This window comes from Chryseobacterium sp. NG-CE01 (assembly GCF_055695505.1).
Genome location: NZ_CM146369.1, coordinates 2,132,323 through 2,147,287, shown reverse-complemented (window position 1 = coordinate 2,147,287; position 14,965 = coordinate 2,132,323). Strand labels below are relative to the sequence as shown.

Here is a 14,965-nt window from a genome sequence, read left to right as displayed (position 1 = left end):
TTAGTTTAAGTTATGTTTAAAAATAAATGTTTATAAAAGTATGAAATTACCATAATAATAGCATTTGTTATTGCTAAAAAAACCAAAATATTACTGTAATTCCTTTTTTTATCAACAAAGTTAAGAATCACTGCCGCAAAAAACAGCAGCACGGTATAAACCGCAGGAAACATATGAAAAGCTTCAGCAAATCTGCCTTCAAAAACCATTACAATAGCTCTCTGGGTACCGCATCCGAAACATTCGATACCAAAGAATTTCTTGATAGGGCAAGGCAGCATGAAATCTTCTGCTTTCATATTTTATTTTTTGTAGATCAAATATATAAAAATTAAGATTATATTTTCGCTCTCAGATACTGATGTGGGAAAAAGCATTCTTCATTCATTTCAAATGATCCCTGAACTGCAAGATAAGGGTTTCTCAACATTTCCCTGGCAATAAAAATAAGATCGGCGTCTCCTTTCTGAAGAATCTCTTCTGCATGGGAAACTTTTTTAATCAGCCCTACTGCTCCTGTTTTTACACCTGCTTCATTTCTGACCTGAGAAGCTAACGGAACCTGGTAGCCATCGAAAAGGGGAATCTTTACACCGTGAATATTTCCGCCGCTGGAAACATCAACCAGATCAACAGAGTGATTTTTTAAGATTTTTGCCAATTCAACACTGTCGGTAATCTCCCAGCCGTTTTCTGCATATTCAGTGCCTGAAATTCTTACAAACAGGGCAACATTGTCATTCAGTTCTTCATTTACTGCATCTACAATCTCAACTAAAAAACGAATTCTGTTTTCAAAGCTTCCGCCGTATTCATCGGTCCTGATGTTTGAAAGCGGAGATAAAAACTGGTGAATCAGGTAGCCATGAGCTGCATGAATTTCAATGACATCAAAACCCGCCTCTACCGCTCTTCTGGCAGCTTCTCTAAAGTTTTGTACCTGTTCCTTAATTTCTTCCAGGGTTAACACATGCGGAATTCTCTCTGTCGGATGATACGGAATAGGACTTGGCGCGATGGTTTCCCATCCTTCTTCAACGGAAATTTGTTTGGTATTCCAGGTTGATCCTTTTCTGCCGGAATGTGAAAGCTGGATTCCTATTTTGCTTTCTGAATGTTTATGAACAAATTCTACAATTCTCTGAAGCTGTTTCGTCTGCTCATCATTCCATATTCCCATACAGTGATTGGTGATTCTGCCGCGGGGTTCCACACCGGTTGCTTCTACAATAAGAAGCCCTGCTCCGCCCTGTGCCCTGCTTCCGTAATGAACAAAATGGAAATCGTTCGGAAGTCCATCTTCACTGGAATACATGCACATTGGCGACATCACCCAACGGTTTTTTAATTCAACATTTCTGAAGGTAACTGGAGTATACAACATGTTATTTTTATTTTTTAAAAATTGAGAATTGCAAAGAGCAGGCCTTTATTGCCCACCTCGTGAAAAAAAAGTAATTTTATTCCCCTTTTTTTAACCCACAATATATGAAAAAAGAAACTCAGATCAGTTACGAGTATTTTAAGAATAGCAGCGAGCTGCACGATATAGAAAAAGAATTATTTGAAAAAGCAAAACAGGCGCGCGAAAATGCATACGCTCCCTATTCCAACTTTCTGGTAGGATGTTCTGTGCTTCTTGAAAACGGTGAGATGTATTCCGGGAACAACCAGGAGAATGCGGCATTTCCTTCAGGGCTTTGTGCGGAAAGAACGACCATGTTCTGGGTAGCTGCTAATTTTCCGGCTGTAAAAATTAAAAAAATTTTCATTGTGGGAGGCCACAGGGAATTTCCTGAGAAAAATCCTCCTATTCCGCCCTGCGGAGCCTGCAGGCAAAGTTTGATTGAATTTGAGACCAAGCAAAATGAAAACATTGATCTTTATTTCTCAAGCATGAATGAGGAGGTGGTGAAGGTACATTCGATTAAGGATCTGCTGCCGTTTTATTTTGACGGGACGTTTTTGTAGATGTTTTGGGTGAATGATGAATTTTAAAAAATTGACAAGCAAAGCAAATTCACAGTTCACAATTGACTTTGAATTAGCTTTTTAAAACACCCCGTCTTAATTTTCTCTGGAAATTAATCCACCCCTCCAAGTGAGGAGAATTTGCCGTAAACTATTACCATAAAATGACTGGTATTTGTGTGGTGGCTGAGCATGCCGAAGCCACCTTACCTGCTACCTAGCCCTGATTGAAACGAAAATCCCGGAATGGAGCGGCGAAGCCGCGGAATGAGGAATTGCAGTGGAAAGCAGGTTCCCGGCTCCTGAAAATAAAACAACCTTTACAAAATCGTCATCTTACTTTAATTATTTCTCTGTTTTTGCATTTCTGACGAATAAGTTTATCTTTGCAAAAAAATTTTGGTTTCCAATCATTTGGAATGAAAAGGGAATCGGGTGTAAATCCCGGACTGTCCCCGCAACTGTAGATCGCAAACAAGAAATTTCTACGACAAACCACTGTGCAAACGGGAAGGTGTAGAAAAGCGAAAGTCAGGAGACCTGCCAGAATTGTAACTAAATACATTGCTTTCGGAGGAAAAGTAACAATAGAATGGATATAAAAAAATCTTTAGTACTGATTTTTTCGGCTTACGGCTGCTTTCTTTCTGCCCAGGAGAAAGCCATTGACACGGTTTACATCTTTGACAACCAAATGAATAAAGTGAAGCTTTTTCACAACGTCAATACCATCCGTCCGAAAGATTTCGAAAAAAACGCCACCAATCTTTCTGAGCTTTTGCGTTTCCAATCCCAGCTTTATATTAAAGAAAATGGCCGTGGTGCAGTTTCATCTCCTTCTTTCCGGGGAACAAGCGCGGGACACACTGCTTTTGTATGGAACGGCATCAATATTAACTCCACTTTTCTGGGACAGGGTGATGTGAATAATATTCCACTTTTCGGGTATGATGAACTTGAGGTGAAAGCCGGCGGCGGAAGTGTACAGTACGGAAGTTCTGCCATCGGAGGGAGTATTCATCTTAATAATAATCTGGAGTTTAACAAGGGTGCTCATGCTTTTCTTTATTCGGAAGCAGCATCGTTCGGGACCTTTAATAATTTTCTGAGAACGTCTTTCAGTAATGATAAATTCAGCGTGAAGGTTTCGGGAAATTATGTCATCAGCCAGAACGATTATGAAGTTCCAGAGAAGGAGTACATTAACAGAAACGGCAGGTTTTACAATTCGTCGATCAACATCGGAGCTTCGTATAAAATTGCACCGCACCAGACGGTTTCTTGGCAAAACCAGGTATTTGACGGCTCCCAGCATTATCCGATTTTTACGGAGAACGGTAACAAAACAAAATATAAAGCCCAAACATTACGCAGCCTTATTTCATGGGATATCACCAGAAACGATTTCTCCAATAGTCTGAAAGCGGCTTACACAGAAGATAATTTCCAATACTTCGGAGATATTGAAAAGCCGAAAGAAAGCGGTGCGCAGGGTAAGAATTATATTTTCAGAAATGATTTTAATTATTTCATTACTCCGAAGCTCAATGTCAATGCCATTGGCGAATTTCAGGTAAATAAAGGAATTGGCTATCAGTCCGGAATTGGTGATATCAGCAGAAATATAGGATCTGCAGCAGGGCTTGTACGATATTTCGTGACTTCTGATCTCCGCTTTGAAGCAGGCATTAAAAAAGATTTTGTGGAAAATCTGTCTTCTCCTTTATTATATTCCTTTTCAGGAAAATGGCAACCGGTAAAATGGTACCAGGCGGGCGCAAGTTTTTCAAGAAACTTTAAGTTTCCTACATTTAACGATTTATACTGGCGGCAGGGAGGAAATCCTGATCTGGTTCCTGAGACTTCCATGAATATTGATATGGATCATGCGTTTACATTCGGGGATCTCAGACTGACGGTAAGTCCGTATTATATGGATATTAAAAACTACATCAACTGGCTTCCGACGGCTGCAGGATACTGGGCTGCTTTCAACACGTACAGTGTTGAAATTTACGGGGTTGATTCACAAATTACCTATCGTAAAAATTTAGAAAATCATCATCTTACGTTTAACGGCGGATATACGTATTCCAGATCTACCAATAAGCTTACAGGAATGCAGATGATGTATGTTCCGCTTCATAAGGCTACCGGAAATATCGATTACCGCTACCGTTTCCTGAATGTTTATGTTCAGGGGCTTTTTAATGGACTTACGTATACCACTACTGACGAAAAAAGCGCTGACGCCATTGATCCTTATTTCGTTTTAAACACTGGAATTTCCGCAAAATTTTTAAATCATTACACTTTAGGATTTAAGATAAATAATATTACAGACGTTGTTTATCAAACCGTTTCTTATTATCCTTTGCCCAAAAGAAATTACAGTGTTTATATCAATATTAATTTTTAACATTTAACATATTATGAAAATAACTAAACTTCTGACCCTTGTTTTTGCTTTTGCATTACTGTTCAATATTTCGTGTAGCAGTGATGATGATGTAAGCGAGGAAATGTATTACGGAAACGCATTTTTATTAAGCAATGAGGGAAATTTCGGAAAACCCAATGCTGATGTAACGTACATATCTTCTGATCTCAATATGAAACAGGATAATATTTTCTCTTCCAACAACGGAGGTTCTAATCTTGGTGATGTTTTGCAGATGATCAGCTTTAATGGAGATCATGCTTACCTGTTGCTGAATAATTCAAACAAAATTCAGATCGTCAACAGATCGAACTTTAAGAAAACGGGAGAAATTACCGCTCAGCTGAATTCGCCGCGTTTTATGACATTTGCCAACAATAATATCTACGTAACCAATGACAAATACGGAGGTGACAAATATGTAAGCATTTATAAAACATCCGATTTATCTTTCGTAAAAAAAATCAACTTTACGGATAATGTTGAAAGAATCGTTGAAGCCGGAAATAATATTTTCGTACAGAATGCTTCTTTCGGTTTCGGAAATAAGATTACTTATATTACGACATCTAATAACGAAATACAGTCTACGATCACAATACCAAACGGAAACATCAATAAAATGATTGCCAGCAACGGAACGGTATATGCTATCGCCGCAGGAACTGCAGATTCTTATATCTACCAGATTTCCAATACAGGAAATATCACCAAAACATTTACTTTAACAGGAATTACCGATGCTACGAATCTTGAAATTGAAAAAGGTAAATTTTACTTTACTTCAGGGCTAAAAGTATACGCGATGGATTTAACGGCTTCTACGGTGCCTACTACTCCACTGTTTACGGTAAGCAACAGTGTTGATCAATATTCTAATCTGTACGGGTTCAGCGTTGTAAACGACAGAATTTTTGTTTCTGATGCCAACGGATTTACTCAGGACAGTAAAATCAGCGTATATTCTACCAGCGGCTCTCTTCTGAAAACATTTACTGCCGGTAAAGGCACGAACGGAGCATACTGGAACTAACAACTTTGTATTGATATACTAATACAATTTATTTTTTCATCATTTGTGTTTTTTTCCGGGCGGTTTCTTCGAAACCGCCCGGATTTTTATTTTAAGATAATATTTTAACCAAATTACCTCAAGCAATCCTATCATCCACCAAATGGGAAATCTGAAATATGTATATAATAATGTAAAATTATCAACAAACGGCTGGCCTTTTATCGCTCTCTGAACTTCGAAATAAATAGAAAAAACAGGAATAATAAAGCTGAAAAGCAAAAACGAAATCAGGTAGAATACCCAATTGCGTTTCTTTATGATTTCATATTTCCAAACTATAATGTTGAAAATCACAATGGTTATCAGTGTGATATAATCAAACAGTCCAAAGAACATTTTAAACAAGTGTTAAGCCTAATTTTTCTCCCTCTGCAATGACGAATTGTTTTGCCTTTTCGCTGTCATTTTCAATTTCGCCCTCCAGAATGGCTTCTTTTACTTTTTCTTTTAAAATTCCGATCTCACGGCCGGGTTTCAGGTTAAACAGGGCCATAATTTCTTCTCCGGAAATCGGCGGCTGAAAATTTCTTACCTGATCTTTTTCTTCCACTTCTTTGATTTTTACAGCTACATATTCAAAATTCTTTTTGAATTTCTCCTGCTTTTTAGAATTTTTCGTAGTGATATCTGCCTTACAAAGGGTGAAAAGATCTTCCAGGTCTTCCCCGGAATCAAACAAGAGCCTTCTTAACGCAGAATCTGAAGCATCATCGGTAATCAGCGCAATGGGACGTGAAGAAAGCTTTACCATCTTCTGAACATATTTCATATCCGGGCCTAAAGGCAGTTTCAGTCTCTGAAATAAAGTTTTCACCATTTTTGAACCTAAAAACTCATGTCCGTGGAATGTCCAGCCCGTTCCTTCCACAAACTTTTTCGTCGGTGCCTTTCCGATATCGTGAAGCAAGGCCGCCCAGCGAAGCCATAGCTTGTCGGTATGTTCTGAAATATTATCTACGACTTCCAGGGTATGGTAAAAATTATCTTTGTGGGTCTGTCCTTCTACTTCTTCAATTCCTTTCAGATTGATCAGTTCGGGGATAATCAGTTTCATTAAACCGGTTTCTTCCATCAGTCTGAGTCCTACGGAAGGTTTTTGGGAAAGCATGATTTTGTTAAATTCTACCATAATTCTTTCCATTGAAACGATTTTTATTCTTTCGGCTTCCTGTTTAATGGCTTCCAGTGATTTTTCTTCGATTCTGAATTGCAAAGTAGAAGCAAAACGAATGGCTCTCATCATTCGTAACGGATCATCAGAATATGTCTGCGCAGGTTCCAACGGTGTTCGCAGAATTCCGTTTTCTAAATCTTCTATCCCGTTGAAAGGATCGATTAATTCGCCAAAATTGTCTTTATTCAGAGAAATTGCCATTGCATTGATGGTAAAATCCCTTCGCTTCTGGTCGTCTTCAATGGTACCGCCTTCCACTTCCGGCTTTCGGCTGTCTTCCGTATAACTTTCTTTTCTGGCGCCTACAAATTCAAGCTCAAGGTCTTTGTACCTGATCATTGCCGTACCATACGTTTTAAAGACGGAAACTTTCATCTTCGGATCAATTTCTTTTCCTACGTTTTGGGCCAGCTCGATGCCGCTCTGTTCAGTTACAAAATCAATATCGGTAGAAGCTTTTCTTTTCATCAGCAAATCACGGACATAACCGCCAACGATGTACACCGACTGTCCGTTTCCTGCTGCGACTTCAGAAATTATTTTAAAAAGTTTAAGGTTTTTATTTTGATTAAGGTTAATGAACATTTTTATAGATGTTAGATGATACTGGTCAATAATAGATTAAAGCTCAACTATTATTTAACTTAAAACCACTAAGAAATCAGATTTTAGTGTAAAACTAAATTTCCGACTTCTTAATGGTTGAATGATTTTGCAAAGATAATTAAATCTTTTTTCTTATTCGCGAAGTACTTTTATTCTGTTGTCGCTCCAGATTTTGATAACTGAAGAGCCTGAATACTGAGACACTTTTTCCCTGTCTTCTTCCACCGCATAATCTACCAGATCAATAATCTCCTGTGAAATGTCCGAAAACTTTAAAGGGCTTTTTTCACCACTGAAATTAGCAGAGGTGGAAACCAATGGCTTATTGAGTTTGGTGATGAGTTTCTTACAAAAATCATTTTTTACCAGACGAATCCCGATGCTGCCATCTTCTGCCAACAGTTCTTTTGGCAGACCTCTCGGATTTTCATAGACGATCGTAACCGGTTTTTCGCTCAAATCGATAATTTCCCAAGCCATTTCCGGTACATCAACGAGATCCTGCAGCCTCTTTTCAGATTCTACCAGGATAATCATGGATTTGTTCTTTTCCCGTTTTTTAATGTCAAAAATTTTATTGACTGCTTCTATATTGGTGGCGTCACAACCGATTCCCCAAATAGTATCGGTAGGATATAAAATAGTACCGCCTGATTTTAGTATTTGTATAATGTTTTCCATAATGAATAGGGGCGGGCTTTAGCCCGTCTTTCAAAGATAAAAAATTCAGTTGGCTTCAGCCAAAGCTTATTTAAAATTAAATTTGTCTAAAAATTCCTGACGTTCTTCAGCAAATGTTTTCTTTTGATGATACTTTTCCTGATGTATAATATAATTCCGTACCGTATCAACCATTGATTCCGAAACGGAAACAGCAAAATACTCTTCCTGCCAGGAAAATTTAGTTTTTGTAAGTTGGTTTTTATTGATCCAAAAAGAAGATTCTCCTTTCAGGAGCTGGATAACTTTTCCGATATTTTGATCTGAACCTAAAGAAATTAAACAGTGACAATGATCAGAATAACCGTTGACAACATCAACAAAGATTCTTTTTTCTGAAGAATTTTCTTTAATATTTTTCCATACTTTTACTCTTAATACTGAAGTATCTAAATAGGGAATTCTGTTTTTTGTTGCGAAAACGACGTGGATATAAACTTTAATAAAAGGCATTTGTGTTGTTTTGCCAAAAATAAAAATTTATTTTAAGTTTAGGCTAAAGCCGATTTAGAATTGTACTAAAAATGAAAACGGGCTAAAGCCCGGCCCTATTGATGTTCTTAGGCTTGTTATTTTTAATTTTGAAATAGACTGATGAAATAGTTAAAAATAAAATTGAAGCTAACCATAGAAAATAACCCATTTCGAAGCTATAAATCTCAGCTTCTCTACCACTTTCTGATACCAATACTGTATTCCAGAATATAAAAGATCCCGAAATACATAATGCAGTTGTTCCTGTAATAATTGAAATAAAAAATTTATTAAAGAAGGTAAAAGTTAGTGACAGGATAAACCAGATGTTTGCAGACCAAATAAAAAATTCTAAAATCCCGCCGCCTAAAAAACTAATACTGCCCACTAATAAAAGTTCTAAAGAATGATAATCTCTAATTTCTTTAGGTTCTATAACTTTAAATGCGGTAAAGAAAAGAGAAGATATAAAAACGATCAGGGTTATGAGAATGGCTATATCTTTTGGTGAAAACTTTCTCATAATCCCGGCCAATACCTTTCTTTAATAATATTCAGGTGATGCACATTATGTCCCACGATTAATTTTCCGATGGTTTCTGCGGAAATTTGGTTTCCATTTGCCGTACCTACATTTTTCAATGCCGATAAATGAGCGGTTTCCAGTAAAATCTGGGAAGATTTTCTGATCAGCTGATATTCTTCCAACAGTGAGCTTATGGTTCTTTCATTGGCAAAAGACTGGCTCGCATATAGTTCTTCATCGAATCCCGGCAACTCATTTTGATCACCTCTTAAAAACGCCAGAATCCGGTATTGAAATACCCTTTCGGTGTCTGATAAATGCAAAAGCATTTCTTTCAGTGTCCATTTTCCTTCTGCATAAGCAAACGAAGACTGTTCTTCCGAAAGCTGCGCGTAAAGTTCAATCGTTTCTTCGCCGGTTTTTTTTAATTCTTCCAACCATTTTTCGGAGGGAATTAAATCTAAATATCGTTGTATGTATTTTTGAAAATCAGTCATTGTTTATGATTTAATAATGGAGCAATTTAACAGTTAACAATGTAGCAATTTAATAGTGTAGAATTAATTATTGTTAGACTGCTACATTATTTCATTGTTGCATAATTCATTCATTCGTCCACTCGTAAAAATTCACTTCATCGTAGATTTTAAATCCGCAGGCCGGGTATAATTGATTTCCGATGTCGTTGGATTTCCCGGTTTCAAGAAGAATTCCGCAAGCATCGGTTGATCTAGCCATTTTCTTCGCTTCTTCAATTAATTGCTTAGAATAACCTTTTCCACGATGATTTTCGTTCACATATAAATCATTCAGCAGCCAGTACCGTTTCATTCTTGTAGATGAAAACAAAGGATACAGCTGTACAAAACCTATCAATTCTCCTTCATGTTCGGCAACAAAAATTTCTGAATCTTTATTTTCGATTCTTTCCGTTATGAATTTTTCGGCTGCAGGAATATCAGATTCTTTATGGTAAAATACTCTGTATTGATCGAACAATTCAGATAATTGCATTACATCCTGAATGGTTGCTTTTCTTGTCATTTTTTTAATTAAAAAACTTTGCCATCCTGAAGAAATTCAGTGCAAACACTGGATTAAATCTTTCAGGATGACAAAGTTCTGTGGTTACAAAATTTAATTTACGAAAAAGCTCTTTCCAGGTCTGAGATAAGATCTTCCGCATCTTCGATTCCGACACTTAAACGTACCAGGTCATCGGTTATTCCCAGTTCTGCACGTTTTTCGGCTGGGATGGAAGCGTGGGTCATTAGGGCAGGATGATTAGCCAGAGATTCTACTCCACCCAATGATTCAGCTAATGTGAACACTCTTACTTTTTCTAAAAATTTAATCGCATCTTCTTTTTTGCCCGATTTGAAGGTGAAAGAAACCATTCCTCCGAAATCTTTCATTTGAGATTTGGCAAGCTCATATTGCGGGTGAGATTCCAGCCCCGGATAGATCACCTTATCTACAGCAGGATGAGATTCAAGATATTGAGCAACAGCCATTCCGTTTTCTGAATGTCTCTGAACTCTTAACGCCAATGTTTTAATTCCTCTAAGTACAAGGTATGAATCATGAGGTCCCAAAATGCCACCACTCGCAAACTGGATAAAGTGAAGTTTTTCACCTAATTCAGCATCTTTCGCCACCAAAGCACCTGCAATAACGTCAGAATGTCCTCCCAGATATTTTGTCGCAGAGTGCATTACAATATCAGCGCCCAGGTCAATCGGCCTCTGAAGATAAGGCGTGGCAAAGGTATTGTCAACCGCAACAAGGATATCTTTTCCTTTAACCACCTCAACCACCGCTTTGATGTCAACCAGCTTCATCAAAGGGTTGGTTGGCGTTTCAACCCAGATTAACTTTGTATTATCGGTGATGATATCGGCAATTTTTGAAGCATCATCAAAACTCACGAAAGTGAATTTAAGCTGATATTTTTCGAAAAGCTTTGTAAACATTCTGTATGTTCCGCCGTATAAGTCGTCTACAGCAATAACCTCATCTCCCGGATTTAATAATTTTAAAACACAGTCGATTGCGGCTAAACCTGACCCGAAAGCAAGACCTCTGGCGCCGTTTTCTATGCTTGCCAGAGAATCTTCCAAGGCCTGTCTTGTAGGGTTCGCTGCTCTTGAATATTCGTATCCCGAATGTACACCCGGACTTTTCTGTGCAAAAGTGGATGTTAAAAATACAGGAACGTTTACAGATCCCGTTGCAGATTCGTGGTGTTGCCCACCGTGTATTACTTTTGTATTGAAATTCATAATAATTTTGCTTTTAGCTTATTGCTTTTGGCATTTAGCATTAAACCAAATACCAAAAATTTATAATTATCTTATAATGCATTTAGTAAAGTCAATTGCCGATTGCCAAATGCTAATAGCTTTCTTACATTTTTATCGCCGATTTTACAGCAAATTCTTCTGCTATTTCCTCCATCCATTGTGCTACGTCTTCCTCACCTGTTGCTCTCTGATAGGTATTTCCAAGAGAAACTAAAATCTGATGGATAAACATTTTCATCTGGTCTACCGGCATTTCTTTGGTCCAGAGATCGATTCTTAATGCTTCCATTGTTTTATCATCCCACACTGAAATCATGGTTGCTTTTGTTGCTTCTTTTTCAATTCCTCCATCCTGAGCATTCCATGTGATATTTTCAGGGATATGGTTTTCATCCAGTTCAACATCTATGGTAATCTGAGTTTTTCTCATAACGTTCTATTTTTCTAAAATTTATATTGATGCGCCGAATATCTGCCGGCTTCGTTTATGTTGCTTTTTTATAATTTCGGTTTATATCCGGACTGATTAAAAATAACCGTAGCATCGGTGTTCAGGAAATCCTGAAGCTTCACGTCCGGTTTTTGTTTCAGATATTCCTTACATATTTTCCATCCTGTAAAAATCCCGATCTGTGGTGAAGATTCATTATCAATTTCCGTATAAAACTTCGAGAATGGTCCGGGAGCAATAAAACGGTCTTCCAGCCGGTGATCGTCCCCGAAAATAAGATTGTTCTCCACAAAATAGTTCCAGATATTGGCTTCATTGGCTGCCGCCCATTCATATTGCTTTTGGGTATAGTTCATTTTCAGATAATCCGGATAGGTTGGCAGAAAGGCATCTTTCAGGATCATAATTTTCCCGTTGAGGATGATCATATCGATAAATTTCTGATGATCCGGAGATTCTTTTACAAAACCTTCGGCAAAAATCTGCGCCACTTTCGGAACGATATTGTTGGGATTCATCGATTTCTGGAAATACATTTCAAGTCCTTTATAATTAGGATTTCCTTCTCCCATAAAACCGGTAACATCAATGAACAGAAGATTTCCTTTCGGATCATAAAAAATGGGATCCTGAACCATCTGTAAGGCTGATGAAAACAGAAAAATCTTAGGACTTTTAAATGCCGGGAAATAATATTTTATATGAGAAAAAAGATCCTGAAGATCTGCCTGAAGCTTTTTCTCATCTATTTTAGCAATCGCTTCTTTATAAATTTTTATTTCTTCCTTATCTGCTCTTCGCTTAACAAAATCAGCATCACTTACCGTTCCCTGGAACCATGGAAATTCTGACTGAAACTGTGCCAAAGGGAAATTCTGATCATAAAACTTTTTGGAAATATCAGTAATTTCCACTTTTTCCGCAGGATTTTTCACTTCAATCTTCCATTTATTTTCAGGCTCTTTTTTACAGGAATCCAATCCTAAAATGAATACTAATGAAAATGCAATAATTCTGAAAATCTTCATATTTTTACATGAAATTAAGTCTACAAAAATAGTGATTTAAACATAATATGATGATGAAAAATAAAATAATATCCTCTGTGGTTTTCTTTTCGGGAATCCTGCATCTTAATGCCCAACAACTTGTATTCAAAGACAAAAATTTTGAGAAAGCCGTTATTGAAAATTTTGACCTCAACAAAGACGGGAACATCATTCAATCTGAAGCCGACCGTGTAGAAAACCTTTTCCTGGTCGGGAAAGGCATCAGAGCAACAGATGATCTCCGGTATTTTAAAAATGCGAAAATAATTGTTCTGGACGACAACAATATCCCTGCAGTTTCCGTGAAAAATACAGATCGCCTCCAACTCTTTTCTTGTACCAACTGTAAAATTTCAACCTTTACTGCCGAAAACCTCAAAAATCTCACTTCCCTATACCTCGATAATAACAATATTGAAAATATTTCGCTGAAATCTACTCCTGCAATTAATCAATTAACCGTATCTTTAAATAAAATTAAAGCCATTGATATAAGCGGACTTAAGAATCTTAAACATGTAAACCTGGAACATAATCAGATCCGAAAACTGGACATTTCTCAAAATCAAAATTTAGAAACTTTAAATGTAAAGCAAAATCCCATCCGGGAAACCGACATTAAAAAAGGAGCTAAAGACGTCACCATTTTTGGATTTCAGCAACAATAAAACATGCACCTCGAAACCGAAAGACTAATCCTCAGAAAATTTGAAGAAACCGATGCGGAACGTATGTTTCTTATGGATTCTCATCCTAAAGTAATGAAATACATCGGAGTTCCTCCACTTTCCGACATTCACGAGACTGAAAACAATATCAAAATTATCCGGCAGCAATACGCAGAATACGGCACCGGAAGACTTGCCGTAATCGAAAAGGAAAGCGGACTGCTGATCGGATGGAGCGGACTGAAATTGCTCACCCAGGAAATAAACGGCTATAAAAACGTTTATGACCTCGGTTATCGTTTCCTGCCTGAATACTGGGGAAAAGGCTATGCTTCAGAATCTGCAAAGGCTTCGATAGACTTTGGTTTTAATGGTTTAAAAATTGATATTATTTATGCTCATGCTCATTCCGAAAACCGGGCTTCCAATCATATTTTGGAGAAACTTGGCTTCAGGAGAACAGGAGAATTTACCGAACCTGACGGAATCTGCTTCTGGTATGAGTTGAATCGTAAAGATTATTTTCAATAATATTTTCAAAACATTTAATTTTGAAAATTCTTAAATAAACAGATTAAAAAATATAACAATGCAGACACAAAAAGTAATAGACCATATTGTCAGCTGGCTGAAAGATTATGCGGAAAAAGCCAATGTAAAAGGATATGTAATCGGTGTTTCTGGAGGGGTGGATTCCGGAGTGGTTTCTACCCTTTGCGCCATGACAGGCCTGGAAGTTTTACTCCTTGAAATGCCGATCCGACAGAAAGAAGATCAGGTAAACCGTGCACAGGATCATATTGAAGATCTAAAGAAAAAATTTCCTAACGTGCAGGGAAAAACCATTAACCTGACTCCAGTTTTTGAAAGTTTTGAAGGAATTGTTCACGATCATGTAGAAGGAAGATGGAGCAATAACCTGGCTCTCGCTAATACAAGATCACGTTTCAGAATGCTTACGCTTTATTATTTCGGGCAGCTTCACGGACTTTTAGTCTGCGGCACCGGAAATAAAGTGGAGGATTTCGGAATCGGGTTTTATACAAAATACGGAGACGGCGGTGTAGATGTTTCGCCGATTGCCGATCTTTATAAAACGGAAGTGTATGAGCTGGCAAGAGGCCTGAACCTCATCGAAAGCATTCAGAATGCTATTCCTACGGACGGACTTTGGGATGCAGACAGAACCGATGAAGACCAAATTGGAGCCACATATCCTGAACTGGAAAAAATCCAGAAAGAATACGGAACAAAAACAGCGGAAGATTATGAAGGCCGCGATAAGGAAGTATTTATGATTTTCGACAGAATGCACAAGGCGGCGAAACATAAAATGACGCCTATCCCGATCTGTGACATTCCGGAAGAATGGAGAGGATAATTTAATGTAACAATTTGATAATGTAACAATATAGCAGTTTACCAATGTAATAAAGTGAGTTTCAAACTCTGACGATATTTAGTGATTTTATTAAATATTATTAGCTCTTTTAATTGTTACATTGTTA

General features: G+C 37.5%; 17 protein-coding genes and 1 riboswitch. Of the genes, 6 read left to right on the top strand and 11 right to left on the bottom strand.

What is annotated here, in order from left to right:
- Positions 1-5: 5 nt before the first annotated feature.
- Positions 6-299 carry a DUF2752 domain-containing protein gene (locus ACYT6F_RS10200; protein ID WP_472601068.1) on the bottom strand — a complete coding sequence of 98 codons (294 nt, stop codon included), beginning with the start codon at positions 297-299 and terminating at the stop codon, positions 6-8.
- A gap of 38 nt (positions 300-337) precedes the next feature.
- Positions 338-1,384, bottom strand: a complete 1,047-nt coding sequence (gene namA, locus ACYT6F_RS10195) for an NADPH dehydrogenase NamA (RefSeq protein ID WP_472601067.1) — start codon at positions 1,382-1,384, stop codon at positions 338-340.
- A 104-nt stretch (positions 1,385-1,488) separates the two neighbouring features.
- Here namA and ACYT6F_RS10190 point away from each other — a divergent pair, with 104 nt between their 5' ends.
- The 3 genes from ACYT6F_RS10190 to ACYT6F_RS10180 all read left to right on the top strand — a co-directional run bounded on the left by ACYT6F_RS10190 (position 1,489) and on the right by ACYT6F_RS10180 (position 5,444).
- Positions 1,489-1,971: a cytidine deaminase gene (locus tag ACYT6F_RS10190; protein ID WP_472601066.1), complete on the top strand. Its 483-nt coding sequence runs from the start codon at positions 1,489-1,491 to the stop codon at positions 1,969-1,971.
- A 383-nt stretch (positions 1,972-2,354) separates the two neighbouring features.
- Positions 2,355-2,533: riboswitch (cobalamin riboswitch) on the top strand.
- 30 nt (positions 2,534-2,563) lie between these two features.
- The gene (locus ACYT6F_RS10185; RefSeq protein ID WP_472601065.1) at positions 2,564-4,390 is read left to right on the top strand and encodes a TonB-dependent receptor plug domain-containing protein; all 1,827 of its coding nucleotides are present in this window, start codon (positions 2,564-2,566) and stop codon (positions 4,388-4,390) included.
- 13 nt (positions 4,391-4,403) lie between these two features.
- Positions 4,404-5,444 carry an LVIVD repeat-containing protein gene (locus ACYT6F_RS10180; protein WP_472601063.1) on the top strand — a complete coding sequence of 347 codons (1,041 nt, stop codon included), beginning with the start codon at positions 4,404-4,406 and terminating at the stop codon, positions 5,442-5,444.
- Positions 5,445-5,823: 379 nt separating this feature from the next.
- Here ACYT6F_RS10180 and ACYT6F_RS10175 read toward each other — a convergent pair whose 3' ends face one another.
- The 9 genes from ACYT6F_RS10175 to gldB all read right to left on the bottom strand — a co-directional run bounded on the left by ACYT6F_RS10175 (position 5,824) and on the right by gldB (position 12,768).
- Positions 5,824-7,245, bottom strand: a complete 1,422-nt coding sequence (locus ACYT6F_RS10175; protein WP_472601062.1) for a CCA tRNA nucleotidyltransferase — start codon at positions 7,243-7,245, stop codon at positions 5,824-5,826.
- Between the two features lie 153 nt (positions 7,246-7,398).
- Positions 7,399-7,947, bottom strand: a complete 549-nt coding sequence (locus ACYT6F_RS10170; protein ID WP_472601061.1) for an L-threonylcarbamoyladenylate synthase — start codon at positions 7,945-7,947, stop codon at positions 7,399-7,401.
- A 66-nt stretch (positions 7,948-8,013) separates the two neighbouring features.
- Positions 8,014-8,439, bottom strand: coding sequence for an IS200/IS605 family transposase (tnpA, locus tag ACYT6F_RS10165; protein WP_472601060.1), 426 nt, complete (start codon positions 8,437-8,439; stop codon positions 8,014-8,016).
- Between the two features lie 82 nt (positions 8,440-8,521).
- Positions 8,522-8,983, bottom strand: a complete 462-nt coding sequence (locus tag ACYT6F_RS10160; RefSeq protein WP_472601059.1) for a hypothetical protein — start codon at positions 8,981-8,983, stop codon at positions 8,522-8,524.
- The gene (locus tag ACYT6F_RS10155) at positions 8,980-9,483 is read right to left on the bottom strand and encodes a DinB family protein (protein ID WP_472601058.1); all 504 of its coding nucleotides are present in this window, start codon (positions 9,481-9,483) and stop codon (positions 8,980-8,982) included. The genes ACYT6F_RS10160 and ACYT6F_RS10155 overlap by 4 nt, the downstream gene beginning before the upstream one ends.
- Positions 9,484-9,589: 106 nt before the next feature.
- Entirely contained in the window at positions 9,590-10,030 is a 441-nt protein-coding gene (locus ACYT6F_RS10150) for a GNAT family N-acetyltransferase (protein WP_472601057.1), read from the bottom strand.
- A 98-nt stretch (positions 10,031-10,128) separates the two neighbouring features.
- Positions 10,129-11,268, bottom strand: a complete 1,140-nt coding sequence (locus tag ACYT6F_RS10145) for a cystathionine gamma-synthase (RefSeq protein WP_472601056.1) — start codon at positions 11,266-11,268, stop codon at positions 10,129-10,131.
- 124 nt (positions 11,269-11,392) lie between these two features.
- The gene (gene gldC, locus ACYT6F_RS10140; RefSeq protein ID WP_169229500.1) at positions 11,393-11,719 is read right to left on the bottom strand and encodes a gliding motility protein GldC; all 327 of its coding nucleotides are present in this window, start codon (positions 11,717-11,719) and stop codon (positions 11,393-11,395) included.
- Between the two features lie 68 nt (positions 11,720-11,787).
- Entirely contained in the window at positions 11,788-12,768 is a 981-nt protein-coding gene (gene gldB, locus ACYT6F_RS10135; protein WP_472601055.1) for a gliding motility lipoprotein GldB, read from the bottom strand.
- Positions 12,769-12,821: 53 nt separating this feature from the next.
- On the opposite strand from gldB, the gene ACYT6F_RS10130 reads away from it, so the two are divergent.
- Genes ACYT6F_RS10130 through nadE form a run of 3 tightly spaced genes read left to right on the top strand, consistent with a single transcriptional unit; the run spans position 12,822 to position 14,838 of the window.
- A complete protein-coding gene (locus ACYT6F_RS10130) occupies positions 12,822-13,457 on the top strand; it encodes a leucine-rich repeat domain-containing protein (RefSeq protein ID WP_472601054.1) in 636 nt (211 codons plus the stop codon).
- A 3-nt stretch (positions 13,458-13,460) separates the two neighbouring features.
- Positions 13,461-13,988: a GNAT family N-acetyltransferase gene (locus ACYT6F_RS10125; RefSeq protein WP_472601053.1), complete on the top strand. Its 528-nt coding sequence runs from the start codon at positions 13,461-13,463 to the stop codon at positions 13,986-13,988.
- Between the two features lie 58 nt (positions 13,989-14,046).
- Positions 14,047-14,838, top strand: coding sequence for an NAD(+) synthase (gene nadE / locus ACYT6F_RS10120; RefSeq protein WP_472601052.1), 792 nt, complete (start codon positions 14,047-14,049; stop codon positions 14,836-14,838).
- Positions 14,839-14,965 lie beyond the last annotated feature (127 nt).

Coding starts and splice junctions, on each gene's coding strand:
- ACYT6F_RS10200 (WP_472601068.1), bottom strand. CDS start 299: ATGAAAGCAGAAGATTTCATGCTGCCTTGCCCTATCAAGAAATTCTTT.
- namA (WP_472601067.1), bottom strand. CDS start 1,384: ATGTTGTATACTCCAGTTACCTTCAGAAATGTTGAATTAAAAAACCGT.
- ACYT6F_RS10190 (WP_472601066.1), top strand. CDS start 1,489: ATGAAAAAAGAAACTCAGATCAGTTACGAGTATTTTAAGAATAGCAGC.
- ACYT6F_RS10185 (WP_472601065.1), top strand. CDS start 2,564: ATGGATATAAAAAAATCTTTAGTACTGATTTTTTCGGCTTACGGCTGC.
- ACYT6F_RS10180 (WP_472601063.1), top strand. CDS start 4,404: ATGAAAATAACTAAACTTCTGACCCTTGTTTTTGCTTTTGCATTACTG.
- ACYT6F_RS10175 (WP_472601062.1), bottom strand. CDS start 7,245: ATGTTCATTAACCTTAATCAAAATAAAAACCTTAAACTTTTTAAAATA.
- ACYT6F_RS10170 (WP_472601061.1), bottom strand. CDS start 7,947: ATGGAAAACATTATACAAATACTAAAATCAGGCGGTACTATTTTATAT.
- tnpA (WP_472601060.1), bottom strand. CDS start 8,439: ATGCCTTTTATTAAAGTTTATATCCACGTCGTTTTCGCAACAAAAAAC.
- ACYT6F_RS10160 (WP_472601059.1), bottom strand. CDS start 8,983: ATGAGAAAGTTTTCACCAAAAGATATAGCCATTCTCATAACCCTGATC.
- ACYT6F_RS10155 (WP_472601058.1), bottom strand. CDS start 9,483: ATGACTGATTTTCAAAAATACATACAACGATATTTAGATTTAATTCCC.
- ACYT6F_RS10150 (WP_472601057.1), bottom strand. CDS start 10,030: ATGACAAGAAAAGCAACCATTCAGGATGTAATGCAATTATCTGAATTG.
- ACYT6F_RS10145 (WP_472601056.1), bottom strand. CDS start 11,268: ATGAATTTCAATACAAAAGTAATACACGGTGGGCAACACCACGAATCT.
- gldC (WP_169229500.1), bottom strand. CDS start 11,719: ATGAGAAAAACTCAGATTACCATAGATGTTGAACTGGATGAAAACCAT.
- gldB (WP_472601055.1), bottom strand. CDS start 12,768: ATGAAGATTTTCAGAATTATTGCATTTTCATTAGTATTCATTTTAGGA.
- ACYT6F_RS10130 (WP_472601054.1), top strand. CDS start 12,822: ATGAAAAATAAAATAATATCCTCTGTGGTTTTCTTTTCGGGAATCCTG.
- ACYT6F_RS10125 (WP_472601053.1), top strand. CDS start 13,461: ATGCACCTCGAAACCGAAAGACTAATCCTCAGAAAATTTGAAGAAACC.
- nadE (WP_472601052.1), top strand. CDS start 14,047: ATGCAGACACAAAAAGTAATAGACCATATTGTCAGCTGGCTGAAAGAT.